Annotated in this window: 14 protein-coding genes; 7 read left to right on the top strand and 7 right to left on the bottom strand. The window is 69.2% G+C overall.

Annotated elements, in window-relative coordinates; all coding sequences use genetic code 11:
• Window positions 1-35: 35 nt before the first annotated feature.
• Window positions 36-686, bottom strand: coding sequence for an alpha/beta hydrolase (locus BLR02_RS13060; RefSeq protein ID WP_090663507.1), 651 nt, complete (start codon window positions 684-686; stop codon window positions 36-38).
• Window positions 687-730: 44 nt separating this feature from the next.
• On the opposite strand from BLR02_RS13060, the gene gluQRS reads away from it, so the two are divergent.
• On the top strand, window positions 731-1,579 hold the full coding sequence (gluQRS, locus tag BLR02_RS13055; RefSeq protein WP_090663506.1) for a tRNA glutamyl-Q(34) synthetase GluQRS: 849 nt from the start codon (window positions 731-733) through the stop codon (window positions 1,577-1,579).
• 4 nt (window positions 1,580-1,583) lie between these two features.
• Window positions 1,584-2,546, top strand: a complete 963-nt coding sequence (gene coaA, locus BLR02_RS13050) for a type I pantothenate kinase (protein WP_090565092.1) — start codon at window positions 1,584-1,586, stop codon at window positions 2,544-2,546.
• Here the strand turns inward: coaA and BLR02_RS13045 are convergent.
• From BLR02_RS13045 to BLR02_RS13025, 5 genes are read right to left on the bottom strand one after another with little or no spacing between them, the layout of a single operon-like run.
• Window positions 2,532-3,329, bottom strand: a complete 798-nt coding sequence (locus BLR02_RS13045) for an ABC transporter permease (protein ID WP_090663505.1) — start codon at window positions 3,327-3,329, stop codon at window positions 2,532-2,534. The two genes, coaA and BLR02_RS13045, sit on opposite strands and share 15 nt — an antisense overlap.
• Complete coding sequence (locus tag BLR02_RS13040) at window positions 3,326-4,210, bottom strand: ABC transporter permease (RefSeq protein WP_245704761.1); 885 nt, start codon at window positions 4,208-4,210, stop codon at window positions 3,326-3,328. The genes BLR02_RS13045 and BLR02_RS13040 overlap by 4 nt, the downstream gene beginning before the upstream one ends.
• Window positions 4,203-5,294, bottom strand: a complete 1,092-nt coding sequence (locus tag BLR02_RS13035; RefSeq protein WP_090663613.1) for an ABC transporter ATP-binding protein — start codon at window positions 5,292-5,294, stop codon at window positions 4,203-4,205. Before BLR02_RS13035 ends, BLR02_RS13040 begins: the two co-directional genes overlap by 8 nt.
• Before the next feature lie 11 nt (window positions 5,295-5,305).
• Window positions 5,306-6,397 (bottom strand): ABC transporter substrate-binding protein, encoded by a 1,092-nt coding sequence (locus BLR02_RS13030; RefSeq protein ID WP_090565095.1) that lies wholly within the window; start codon window positions 6,395-6,397, stop codon window positions 5,306-5,308.
• A gap of 27 nt (window positions 6,398-6,424) precedes the next feature.
• Window positions 6,425-7,738, bottom strand: a complete 1,314-nt coding sequence (locus BLR02_RS13025; RefSeq protein ID WP_090565097.1) for an NtaA/DmoA family FMN-dependent monooxygenase — start codon at window positions 7,736-7,738, stop codon at window positions 6,425-6,427.
• A 183-nt stretch (window positions 7,739-7,921) separates the two neighbouring features.
• Between BLR02_RS13025 and BLR02_RS13020 the strand changes: the two genes are divergently transcribed.
• Together BLR02_RS13020 and BLR02_RS13015 are read left to right on the top strand one after the other, a co-directional pair.
• Window positions 7,922-8,692, top strand: coding sequence for a family 16 glycosylhydrolase (locus BLR02_RS13020; protein ID WP_176849553.1), 771 nt, complete (start codon window positions 7,922-7,924; stop codon window positions 8,690-8,692).
• A 13-nt stretch (window positions 8,693-8,705) separates the two neighbouring features.
• Window positions 8,706-9,800 (top strand): DUF4336 domain-containing protein, encoded by a 1,095-nt coding sequence (locus tag BLR02_RS13015; RefSeq protein WP_218127934.1) that lies wholly within the window; start codon window positions 8,706-8,708, stop codon window positions 9,798-9,800.
• 13 nt (window positions 9,801-9,813) lie between these two features.
• On the opposite strand, the gene panC is transcribed toward BLR02_RS13015, so the two are convergent.
• On the bottom strand, window positions 9,814-10,638 hold the full coding sequence (gene panC / locus BLR02_RS13010; protein ID WP_090663611.1) for a pantoate--beta-alanine ligase: 825 nt from the start codon (window positions 10,636-10,638) through the stop codon (window positions 9,814-9,816).
• Between the two features lie 81 nt (window positions 10,639-10,719).
• Between panC and BLR02_RS13005 the strand changes: the two genes are divergently transcribed.
• The 3 genes from BLR02_RS13005 to BLR02_RS12995 form a co-directional block, all read left to right on the top strand.
• A complete protein-coding gene (locus BLR02_RS13005; protein WP_090663504.1) occupies window positions 10,720-11,916 on the top strand; it encodes a class I SAM-dependent rRNA methyltransferase in 1,197 nt (398 codons plus the stop codon).
• A complete protein-coding gene (locus BLR02_RS13000) occupies window positions 11,913-12,341 on the top strand; it encodes a DUF3293 domain-containing protein (RefSeq protein ID WP_090663503.1) in 429 nt (142 codons plus the stop codon). Before BLR02_RS13005 ends, BLR02_RS13000 begins: the two co-directional genes overlap by 4 nt.
• A 37-nt stretch (window positions 12,342-12,378) precedes the next feature.
• Window positions 12,379-12,697, top strand: a 319-nt coding sequence (locus tag BLR02_RS12995; protein WP_143018127.1) for a transposase, incomplete at its 3' end; no start/stop codon positions are given.

The raw sequence follows: 12,697 nt of genomic DNA, 5'->3' as shown, positions 1-12,697 counted from the left end.
GTGCAACAGGCAGCCGGTTTTCTTTCATGCGCCTGTCATGGGGCGAAGGCGCGGGAGAGCGTCCGCGCCCCGGCCTCAATGCCCACGGCATCGATCGCATGCGGCAGGCCAGGGCGATAAATGGCCTCGACCGGGACACCGGCTGCCCGCAGTGCCGCTTCCGCCGCGCGGCTGGCGCCGACCGGGACGATGTCGTCCGCCTCGCCATGCACCAGCAGCACCGGGGGCTTGCCGGCGAGCGCAGCCGCCAGCGACTCGGCACCGAGCAGCACGCCGGAATAGGCGAGGATGGCAGCCGGAGGTGGGCGCCGGCGGAGGCCGAGCTGCATGGCCATCATCGCCCCCTGGCTGAACCCGGCCAGCGCCAGCGCCTCGCCGGGCAGGCCGAATCGGCCAAGCTCCGCCTCAATCAGCGGCTCGAGCGTCTCAGCTGCGCGCTGCGCCCCCGCCGCCATCACGGCCGGTGTCCGGTCCTGCAGGCTGAACCATTGCCGGCCATAGGGGGCTATGTCGCAGGCGTCCGGCGCATCCGGGGCGATGAAGGCTGCTTCGGGCAGGACCGAAGCCCAGTCCGGAGCGAGTTCGATCAGATCCTGGCCATCCGCGCCCAGCCCGTGCAGCAGCACGACCAGCTGCCGCGCCCGGCCCGGTTGCGCACCGAATCGAGGTCCCATGAGGCCTGCCATCGCCGCTTGCTCCCTTGCTGCCACACCCGCTACCCGGCAGGGCCATGCCTGTCATCACCCGCTTCGCGCCAAGCCCGACCGGATTGCTGCATCTCGGCCATGCCCATTCCGCTCTCGCGGCCTGGGGCGCAGCGCGCCGGGTGGGCGGGCGGTTCCTGCTGCGGATCGAGGATATCGACGGCACCCGCTGCCGGCCGGAATTCACCGCGGCGATCCTTGAAGATCTCGCCTGGCTGGGCCTCGACTGGGACGGCGATGTGCGTGTCCAGTCCGTGCACATGCCCGAATACCGTGCGGCCCTGGCGCGGCTGTCGGCACGGGGCCTGCTCTATCCCTGCTTCTGCACCCGGGCGGAGATCGCCCGCGAGATCGCCGCCGCCGGCCAAGCGCCGCATGGCCCGGATGGCCCGCTCTACCCCGGTACCTGCCGCCGCCTTGCACCCGAAATCCGCGCCGCCAGGATCGCAGCCGCGGAGCCCTATGCCCTTCGGCTCGACATGGCGGCCGCGCTCGCCCTGGCCCCGGCCGATCTCTCCTTCGAGGAGGTGGGAGAGGGGCGCCTCCGCTGCGACCCGGCCCAGTTCGGCGATGCGGTCCTGGCGCGGAAGGAGGTCCCGGCCAGCTACCATCTCTGCGTGACGCATGACGATGCGCTGCAGGGGGTTACCCTGGTCACCCGGGGGGTGGACCTGAAGCCGGCCACGCATCTGCACCGGCTGCTCCAGGTGCTGATGGGCTGGCCCGAGCCGCGCTATGCCCATCACCCGCTGCTGACGGACGCCAGCGGCCGGCGCCTGGCGAAGCGGGATGGCGCCCCGAGCCTCCGTGCCCTGCGTGAGAGGGGCCTCAGCCCGGCCGAGGTGCGTACCCTGGCCGGTTTCGCCGCTCCGTGACACGATGACCGCCATGGATGCCGTGCCGCCGCCTGAAGACCCGCCTCTCGCCGAACCCGCCTACCGGGTCTTCGACCGTGCCGCCTGGGCAGCGCTGCGCGCCAGCACGCCGCTCTCGCTGACGCGCGCCGATATCGGTGCCCTGCGCGGGCTGAACGAGACCGTCTCACTGGCCGATGTGCAGGAAATCTACCTGCCGCTCTCGCGCCTGCTGAACCTCCAGGTCCGGGCTGCCCGGCGGCTGGCCATGGCACAGGATGCCTTCCTCGGCCATCAGGCGGCGCCACCGCCCTATATCATCGGCATCGCCGGCAGCGTCGCTGTGGGGAAAAGCACCCTGGCCCGCGTGCTGCGCGCCATCCTTGCCCGTTGGCCGGACCATCCGCGGGTGGAGTTGGTGACGACCGATGGCTTCCTCCATCCGACCAAGGTGCTGGAGGAGCGCGGCCTGATGCGCCGCAAGGGATTCCCCGAGAGCTACGACCTGAAGCGCATGCTCGGCTTCCTCAACGCCCTGAAGGCCGGCGAGGCGGAGGTGGCGGCGCCGGTCTATTCGCACCTGAAATACGACATCATCCCCGGCCAGATGCAGGTGCTGCGCCGGCCCGATATCGTCATCTTCGAGGGGCTGAACGTGCTGCAGCACGCGGCCGGTGCCCCCGTCGTCGCCTCCGACTTCTTCGATTTCTCGGTCTATCTCGATGCCGCCATCAGCGAGATCGAGGCCTGGTACATCGAGCGCTTCCTGTTGCTGCAGAAGATCGCCTTCCCCAACCCCGACAGCTATTTCCACCACTACCGCGACCTGCCGCTCGAGGAGGCGAAGGCGGTGGCGCGGGGCATCTGGACCAGCATCAACCTGCCGAACCTGCAGCAGAACATCCAGCCGACCCGCCATCGCGCGCGGCTGGTCCTGCGAAAGGGCAGGGATCATGCCATCGAGCAGGTCTGGCTACGGCGAATGTAGCCCCTGCCGTTCCCCACGCCGCTTGAGCCAGTGCGCCGCGCCCATCAGTGCCGCGGTCAGCACCACGGTGAGGGTCGAGACCGCGGCGATGGTTGGGTCGATCGCATAGCGCAGGTCGTCCCACATCCGCCGCGGCAGGGTCACCGCCCCCGATCCCGAGATGAAGAGGGAGACGATCAGCTCATCGAAGGAGGTAATGAAGGCGAAGAGGGCGCCCACCAGCACGCCCGGCCGGATCAGCGGCAGGGTCACCTGACGGAAGGTGCCAAGCGGGGTCGCGCCCAAGCTGAGGGCGGCCTGTTCCAGCCGTGGGTCGAGCCCGGCGAGGCTGGCGCTTACGCTGGTCACGACAAAGGGTACGGCGAGGCAGCTATGTGCCAGCACCAGCCCAAGCGGTGAGCCGACCAGCCCATAGCGCGAATAGGCGTAATAGACGCCGATGGCGACCACGATCCCCGGCACGATCAGCGGCGACAGGATCAGCCCGGTCGCCGCCACGCGCAGGCCACGCGGCAGGCGAGCCAAGCCCAGCGCCGCCAGCGTGCCGAGTACCGTCGATACCACGACCACCGCAGCGGCGACGGCGATGCTCAGCCAGGTCGCATCCAGCCAGTCGCGCGAGCCGAGATAGGCCCGGTACCAGCGGAGCCCGAACTCCGGCGGCGGGAAGGTCAGGTATGTTGCCGAGGAGAAGGAGACGATGCCGACAAGCAGGATCGGCGCCGCGAGAAAGATCAGCAGCAGCGTCAGCACGCCGCCGCCAAGGATGCGGAGGCCCTTCACCGTGCGCTCATCCGGAAGGCGGTACCGACGCCGAAGGCGCGCTGGAAGATGGCGATGATCACCAGCGCGGTCGCCAGCAGCACCGCTGAGAGGGTGGCGGCATAGGCCCAGTCGAGCTGCTCCACCCGCTGGGCGATGAGCATGGAGAGGGTCATGTCGCGCGGGCCGCCGACCAGGGCAGGCGTGATGTAGAAGCCGAGCGACAGCACGAAGACGAGCAGGATGCCCGCCATCACCCCCGGCATCGAGAGCGGCAGGGTGACTTGCCGGAATACGGCCCATGGACCGGCCCCGAGCCCCGCAGCCGCGCGCGCCAGCGACGGGTCGATCTGCCGCAGCGCATTGGCGATCGGCAGGATCATGTAGGGCAGCAGGATATGAACCATTGCAATATGGACGGCGAGCGGCGTGTTGAGGATCCGCAGCGGCCGGTCGAGCATGCCCATGGCCAGCAACGCCTCGTTCACCAGCCCGTGCCGCCCGAGCAGCACCATCCACGCATAGGAACGGACCAGCACACTGGTCCAGAAAGGCAGCAGGACGATGATGAGGAGCAGCGGCAGAAGCGTCCTGGCGCGCGCCAAGCCCATCGCCACCGGATAGCCGAGCACCAGCGTGCCGGCCGTCACCACCAGCGTCGTCCAGAGCGTGTTGGTGAAGATGCGGTGGAAGACCTCGTCGCCCGCCAGTTCGGCGTAATGCGCCAGCGTCGGCGCCGGCTCCAGCAGGCTGCGCGACAGCATGGCAAGGACCGGCAGCGCATAGAGCGCCAGCATGAAGAGCACCAGCGGCGCGACCAGCAGCAGCGGGACCAGCCGCCGCCAATTCATCCCGGCAGTGCGGCCGGGCGCCAGCAGGGCAGGAGCGATGGCCTCAGACAAGGATCGTATCCGCGACCGACCAGGCGACCTCCGCCGTCTCTCCCGCCACCCGCCGGCGCGTGGCGGCACTCGACGGCTCCTTCAGCACCAGCGACGTGCCGTCCCCGGTGCGGAGCACATAACGGCATCGTTCGCCGACGAACACCGCCTCCGTCACCGTCACAGCCAAGCGGTTGGCCGGCGGTGGGGCCGGCCAGCCGCCATCGACGAAGCGGAGCCGTTCGGGCCGTGCCGCCAGGGTCACGCTCTCGCCCGGGGCAGGGTTGGTGGTGCAGGTGGCGCGGACCAGGCTACCCGCGCATTCGGCGACGACATGGCCTTCCTCGCGTCCACGCACGGTCGCGGGGAGGAAGTTGCTCTCGCCGATGAAGGCGGCGACGAAGCGATTCTCCGGCCGGTCATACAGCTCCTCCGGCGGACCGATCTGGGCGACGCGCCCCTCATGCATGACCGCGATTCGGTCCGACATGGTCAGCGCCTCCTCCTGGTCATGGGTAACGTAGATGAAGGTGATGCCCAGATCGGCATGCAGGCGCCGCATCTCGAGCTGCAGGCTCTCGCGCAGCTGCTTGTCGAGCGCACCGAGCGGCTCGTCCATCAGGAGCAGGCGGGGCTTGAAGACGATGGCGCGTGCGAGGGCGACGCGCTGCTGCTGGCCGCCCGAGAGCTGCCGCGGCTGCCGTGTGCCATAACCGGGCAGGCGCACCAGCTCCAGCGCCTCCTCCACCAGCCGGGCGCGCTCGGCCTTCGCCACGCCGCGCTGCTTCAGCGGGAAGCCGATATTCTCGGCCACCGTCAGATGCGGGAAGAGGGCGTAGTTCTGGAACACCATGCCGATATTCCGCCGGTGGGCCGGCAACGCGACGACGGAGCGGCCATCGATCGCAATGTCGCCGGCGCTCGGCGTCTCGAAGCCGGCGATCATCATCAGCGTGGTGGTCTTGCCGGAGCCGCTCGGCCCCAGCAGCGTCAGGAATTCGCCGGAGCGGATATCGATGGAGACGCCGCGCACCGCGCCGAATCCCTCGTAGCGCTTCTCGAGGCTGTTCAGCGCGACCGAAGCGCCGCGCCCGGCCAGTGTCATCCCGCCGTCCATCAGGTGAGCAGCCAACGGTTGAACCGGGCCGTCACGGCATCCCGATTCTCTACCCACCAGTCGTAATTGTAGGTCAGCAGCTGGGAGCGGATGGCGGGCGCGCTCGGCAGCACCTCCTGCCGTGCCGGGGAGAGGTACTCGTTCGCACCGTCATTCACCGAGCCATACGGGATCAGCATCGAGAGCCGCGCCTGTGGGATCGCCATGGTCGAGTAGGCGATGAATTTCATCGCCTGCGCCCGGTTGCGCGAACCCTTGGGGATGGCCCAGCAGTCGCGCTTCAGCAGGCCCTGGCTCCAGCTCACCGCGGCGGGCACGCCGGCCTGCTGGAGCGCCGCCATGCGGCCGTTCCAGACGCTCGTCATCACCACTTCGCGGTCGGTCAGCAGCTGCACCGGCACCGCGCCGGTTTCCCACCACTTCACGACATCACGCTTGATCTTGGTGTAGCTGGCGAAGGCCTTGTCGAGGTCCATCGGATAGACCTGCTCGGGCGGTACGCCTGCTGCCATCAGGGCGAATTCCAGCTCCGGCTGGTTGCCGCTGCCGGCGCCGAGCAGGGCGCGGTCGCCGGGGAATTTCTTGGTGTCCCAGAAATCCGCCCAGCCTTTCGGCACGGCGCCGCGGAAGGCATCGGTGCGGTAGGCGAGCACCTGCGCCCAGACCAGCATCTCAAGCCCGTATTCGAAGCGGAAAGCCGCGGGCACGCCGGCGTCGATGATGTCGTAGTCGATCTTCTCGAAATAGTCGCCGCGCTTCTGCAGGTTCATCACCGAGCCGCGGCTGACCTGGGCGAGATCCCATTCCACGTTGCCGGTCTCGACCATCGCCTTGATCTTGGTGATGTCGGAACCGGCGAAGTCGCGCACCCTGATGCCCGACAGTTTCTCGAAGGGTTCGAAATAGGCCCGCTTCTGCACCTCCTGCATGGTGCCCCCGAAGGTGGCGACGCGGATCTCGCCGCTGCCCTTCAGGCTGTCTGGAATTGAGGTCACCTCCGGCAATGTCTCGGCGCTGCCGCGGCCGGGCAGCAGGGCAGGGGCCGCGAGCAGCCCGAACAGGATGCGGCGGGAAAGGGATGGGTGGCTCATGCGTCCGGCTCGCCTCTGCTGGGGGGTTCAGTATTCGAGAAGGTTGTCGCGGAACTGCGCATGCGCGTAGGCGCGCCGCACCAAGCCGCGGTCTTGCAGAGCGGGCACCAGCCCGTCCTCGATCTCGGCGAGCGTCCGCCGCTGGACATTCGGCATGGAGAAGAGGAAGCCGTCGCCACCGACCTCCTCCATTACCTCGCCCATGCGGGCGGCGACCTGGTCCGGCGTGCCGCAGAGCTCGACCGAGAGGTCGGTCGCGTTGTAGTCCGCCATGGCCTCGCGGATGCTGCGTCCAGCCGCCTTCTTGCGGAACTGGTCGAGATTCTGCTGGTGGCCGTTGGTGGTGACGTCATCCGGCAAGGGCTTGTCGAGATCGAAGCGGCCGAAATCGATATTCGTCACCTTGCCGAAATGCGCGAGGCGTTGCACCAGTGTCTCGTCCGCGCGGGCCTTGCGCCGCGCCTTCCGCTCCAGCGCTTCCTCCATCGTCTCGCCGATGATCGGGTTGATGAGGTAGAGCACCTTGCAGTGGTCCGGGTCACGCCCACAGGCCGTCATCATCCGGCGGATGTCGTCGCGATAGGCGCGCATCGCCTCGATGCCCTTGGCATTGACGACGATGGTGTCCGCATGTGCTGCGGCGAAGCGCCGGCCACGCGGCGAGCCGCCGGCCTGGGCGATCACCGGCTGGCCCTGTGGCGCCGGGCCCGAATTCAATGGGCCGCGCGTCTTGAAGAACCTGCCTTCAAAATGGACGCCGTGGACCTTGGTGTGGTCGACCAGTGTGCCGCCCTGCCGGTCGGCGATGATCGCCCCCGGCTCCCAGGAGGACCAGAGCTGCTTCACGGCGTCGAGATACTCGTCCGCCATGTCGTAGCGCAGGTCGTGCTCGGGCATGCCGTTCATGCCGAAATTCATGGCGGCGACGTCGGAGCTGCCCGTGACCGCATTCCAGCCGATGCGCCCGGCCGAGACCTGGTCGAGCGTCGCCACCAGCCGCGCCAGCAGGTAGGGCGGGTAGGCAAAGGTGCCGAAGGTGGGCACGATGCCAATGCGTGATGTCACCTGCGTCATCAGCGCCGCTACCACCGAGGGGTCCTGCCGAGGCACCGAGAGGCCGTTCTTCAGGTAGACTTCGGTCGAGCCGTTGAAGCTTTCTCCAACATAGGAACTGTCCTCGAGCAGGATGTAGTCGAAGCAGGCCCGCTCCAGGCTGCGTGCCATGTCGAGGAAAAGCGTCGGCTGCATCCAGCTGGTGCCGATATGTCCGGTCCAGGGCTCGCCCCAGGCCTGAACGCTCGACCCCTGGAGGAACCAGGCAAGGTGGAAAGGCTTCGGCATCCTGTGCTCCGCCGCGGCTTGGCCAGCGAGGCGCCGACCTGACCGGAACGGCTAGCAATCCGCGTGCCAGCTTTCTCGCCGATTTCGTTCCGCCAGCCATGACGGCACCAGTTCGGATGTCCTGCGTTTTATCCGCAACTCGCCAACCCCGGCGACAACGGCAGGACTGACACCATGGCAACGATGGCTATAGAGACCGACGTGCCCTTCCACGAAAGCTTCGACAACCGCGAAGGCGCGCTCAAGGACAATTGGGGGGTGGACTATTCCGTCCCCGGCCAGGTGACCCTGACCGGCAATGCCGGGCTGATGGAGCCGGCCGAGGCCATCACCTCCGGCCATGGCTACGGCACCTACACGGTGACGGCGAAGCTCGACGGCAATTGGCCCGGTTCTGCGATTATCCTGTGGCCTGGCGACAACAACTGGCCGGGCCAGGAGATCAACCTCGCCGAGATCGCGCCGGATGGCAGTGGCCGCCAGTATGGGACGCTGCACTGGAACAACAATGGCGAGGACGCCATTGCCGTGCGCTACCATGAGGGCGTGGAGGGCGGCGTCTTCCACGACTATCAGCTGGTCTGGGAGCCAGGGCAGATCACCTGGAAGGTCGACGGGCAGGTCACCGCCATCGCCACCGACCATGTGCCGGTCGACTACGACAATGGCGGCATGAACAACGTCATCGGCCTGCTGAACAACAGCCCGGCCACCACGCTGACGGTGACGGAGGTGGACTATGTGCCGCTCGGCTGGACCGACCCCTCGGTGGTCGCTCCGCCTGCGGTGCCCGAGCCCTTGCCAGCCCCGGCGCCGGAGCCCGTTCCGACACCTGTTGTCGAGGTCCCGGTCACGGAGGCCCCGGCACCAGTCGCTGAGGCACCGGTGGATTGGTATGCGCTGGCCGCGATCGCCACGGCGAATTACGAGGCGACCGGCTACTGGTTCTACTAGGCAGCACTGCGCCATGATTCCGAGCAGGCTGCATGGGCTGATCGACTATGGCGTGGCAGCCATGCTGGGTGGGCTTGCCGCATCCAGCGGGGTGCCGCCCCGGGTCCGGGGCCTGCTCGGAGCTGCCGGTGCCTATCACACGGCCTATTCGCTGATGACGGATTACGAGGCGGGGCTCAGGCCCCGCCTCACCATGCGCCAGCATCTTGGCCTCGACGCGCTGGGCGGGGCAGCGCTGGTCGGTGCCGGGCTCGCCATGCGGGACGAGCCGGGGGAGGCACGGGCCCTGCTCATTGGCCTTGGCCTTGCCGAACTCGCCGTCGTGGCGCTCAGCGATGACCGCGCGGCGAGCGGCCCTCGCCTGCTCGCCACCGAGGCACCGGCGGGCTATCCGCCTTATGACCGCCCGAAGCCCGTCACTGCCGATGTCCAGGTTGTCGACAGCCTCCTGCCGGGCCCGCTCGGCAGCCAGCTTCCGGTGCGGATGACGGTGCTCCGCCTGCCCGATGGCGGGCTGCTGCTGCACTCGCCAACGCGGTTCTCATCGCAACTCGCGGAGGCGCTGGCCCGGCTCGGGCCGATCCGTCATCTGGTCGCGCCCAACATCGCCCACTGGACCTTCCTCCGGGACTGGCAGCGTGCCTTCCCTGAGGCGGTGACCTGGGCCGCACCCGGCCTCCGCCAGCGTCGCCAGGTGCGGCGCAGCCGGCTGCGCCTGGACCATGACCTGGGCGCGGTGGCGCCCACTGCTTGGGGAGGTGTCATCACGCTCGCCACCGTGCCTGGCGGGCTGGGCTTCCACGAGGTCGCGCTGTTCCATGAGCCGAGCCGGACCCTGGTCCTGACCGATCTCGTGCTCAATCTCGAGGCGCCACGCCTGCCGGCGCTGATGCGGCCCATCGTCCGCCTCTTCGGCAGCCTTGCCCCGGATGGCATGCCGCCGCCCTATCTGCGCGCCGTCATCCGCTGGCGCCTCCGGGCGGCGAGGCAGGCTGCGGAACGGCTGCTCGCGCTGCAGCCTGATCGGGTCATCTTCGCCCATGGCCTCTGGTTCGAGCGGGATGGCACGGCAGCACTCCGCCACTCGCTGCGCTGGCTGCTCGACTGAAGCAGGCGGCCCATCACGCGGCCATGTTGTCCAGCAGGCGGATGCTGCCAAGCCGGGCCGCTGCGATCAGCCGGCCAGGTGGCGCCGGAACTTCGAGCAGCGTCTCCGGCTCCACCAGGGCCAGGTAGTCGAGCGTGAAGCCGGAGGCGGTGAGGCCGGCACGCGCCGTCGCCAACGCGGCGGCGGGCGAGGTGCCTCGCGCCATTGCCTCGATCGCGGCCCGCATCGCCCCGGGCAGCGCTGCGGCACGGGCCCGCGCCTCCGGATCGAGGTAGCGGTTGCGGGAGGACATGGCGAGGCCATCCGCCTCCCGTAGCGTGGGGCAGCCGAGGATCCGGAGGGGCATGTCGAGGTCCCGCGCCATCCGCCGGATCACCTGCAACTGCTGCCAGTCCTTCTCCCCGAACAGCGCCACGCTGGCGCCCGTCTGCAGGAAGAGCTTGGCGCAGACCGTAGCGACACCGCGGAAATGGCCGGGCCGGGCGGTACCCTCCCAGCCTTGCGCCGGCCCTTCCACGATGATCGTGCTGGCCTGTCCCGGCGGATACATCGTCTCGACGCTGGGCAGCCAGGCGAGGTCGCAGCCAGCCTCCGCCAGCATCGCCAGATCCGCCTCCTCCTGGCGCGGGTAGCGGTCGAAGTCCTCGCCGGGCAGGAATTGCAGCGGATTGACGAAGATCGAGGCGGCCACCACGCCGCCGGGCCCGACTTCGCGCCGGGCTGCCGCGATCAGCGAGAGATGCCCGGCATGCAGCGCCCCCATGGTCGGCACCAGAGCGACGGGGCCCAGGCTTGCCAGCTCGGCGCGGAGGGTCGGCAGGTCTCGGAGAATGCGCATGGTGGCATCTGGCCCCGAAGCGCGGCGCATCGCAACCCGCCTCCTGCGCAACCTAGGTGGACTCGCGCGGAGCAGGGCGGCATGGTCCGCCGCCTCATGTCGCACACCCTCATCCGCCTGCTGCCCGGCCGTGACCGCCGGGTGAAATCCGGCCATCCCTGGGCCTTCTCCAACGAGATCGCCATGACGCCGGCGGCCAAGGCGTTGCCGCCAGGCGCCGTCGTGCGGCTGGAGGGTGATGACGGCCAGCGCCATGGCACCTGGCTGTTCAACCCGCACAGCCTGATCGCCGCCCGAAGGTTGGACCGGGACCCGGAGGCGCCGGTCGATGTCGCCTGGCTACGGGCCCGGCTGGGCGCCGCACTGGCGCTGCGCGAACGCCTATTCGACGCGCCGCATTACCGGCTGGTCCATGCCGAGGCGGATGGTCTGCCCGGCCTCGTCATCGACCGCTATGGCGATGCGCTGGCGCTCCAGGCCAATACCGCCGGAATGGAGACGCTGACGCCGGCCCTCATCGAGGTCCTGCAGGGGCTGGTCGGCCCGCGCCTCATCGTCGCCCGCAACGATGCCTCGGTGCGAAGCCTCGAGGGCCTGCCGCAGGAGACACGGCTGCTGCTCGGCGAGCCGGGGCCTGTGCATGCCGAGGAGGGCGGCCTCCGCTTCACCGTCGACCTGCTGGGCGGCCAGAAGACCGGCTGGTTCTTCGACCAGCGAGAGCACCGCGCCCGCGTCGCCCGCCTCGCCACGGGCGGGACGATGCTGGACGCCTTCTGTCATACCGGCGGCTTCGGCCTCAGCGCCGCGGCGGCGGGTGCCGCGCAGGTGACGCTGCTGGATCGCAGCGCCCATGCCCTCGACCTCGCCATGGCGAGCGCGGCGGAGAATGGCCTCGCCAACCGTGTCACCGCCGAGCGGGGCGAGGCGATGGAGGCGCTGGAGCGGATGGGCCAGTCCGGCGCCCGCTTCGACATGGTCGTCGCCGACCCGCCAGCCTTCGCCAAGACCCGTAAGGACCAGCCCGCGGCGCTGAGGGCCTATGGCAAGCTGGCCCGGATGGCGGCCACTCTGGTCGCGCCGGGCGGCTTCCTCTTCATCGCCAGTTGCAGCCACCATGTGGCGCCGGGCGAGTTCGCCGATGCGGTGATCTGGGGCATCGGCCGCACCCGGCGGGAGGGGCGGTTGCTCTTCCAGGGCGGGGCGGGGCCGGACCATCCGGTGCATCCGCTGCTGCCGGAGAGCGCCTATCTCAAGGCCATGCTCTTCCATCTCGCATGACCTCCCCGCTCGTCGCCGCCTATCGCCGCAGCACCTATGAGGCCGCGGGCGCCGCCGCCCGCATCGGCCGGCGCAGCGCCGCGGTCGATGCGCTGCTCGCCCGCCTCGGGGTGTGGGAGGGCGGTTTCGTCACCGCCTGGAATCCCTATAGCCGCCCGATGCCGCGGGGCTGGAACGACCGCATGCTGGCCCGGCTGCGCGAGACGGCGCGCCGCCTACCGCTGGTGGAGGGTAAGGGCGGCGCCAAGGGCTGGCAGGAGCGGCATCTGCTGGTCGGCGGCGATCCGCGCCGCATTGCCGTGCTGGCGCATCGCTTCCGCCAGGTGGCGATCGTCGCGGTGCGGCGTGGGCAGGCGGCGCGGCTTGTGATGCTCCGGCCTCAGTGTCCATCCGGGAACAGATCGAGTGATTTGAATCGGTTGTGATTGGCTCCCGGCGGCGATTGCCGGAAGAAGAGTGTGCATGTGGACGTCCGAGAACCGGTCGAAATACGACCGCAGCAAGCTGCGCTACCCGAGTGATCTGAGCGACGAAGAGTGGTCGATTGTCGGCTCACTGATCCCGGACGCGAAGGGCGGCGGTAACAAGCGGACGATCGACGTGCGCGCGATGCTCGATGGGGTGATGTACATCCTGTCCACCGGCTGCCAGTGGGCGGCGTTGCCAAAGGACCTGCCGCCGCGGAGCACGGTGAACGACTACCTGCGGCGCTGGGACGAGGACCGGACGCTCGATCGCATCCACCATGCTCTCTACGTTCTGTGCCGGGAGCAGGCCGGGC

This window comes from Belnapia rosea, assembly GCF_900101615.1.
GTDB lineage: Bacteria > Pseudomonadota > Alphaproteobacteria > Acetobacterales > Acetobacteraceae > Belnapia > Belnapia rosea.
This window is presented reverse-complemented; position numbering and strand designations above follow the sequence as displayed.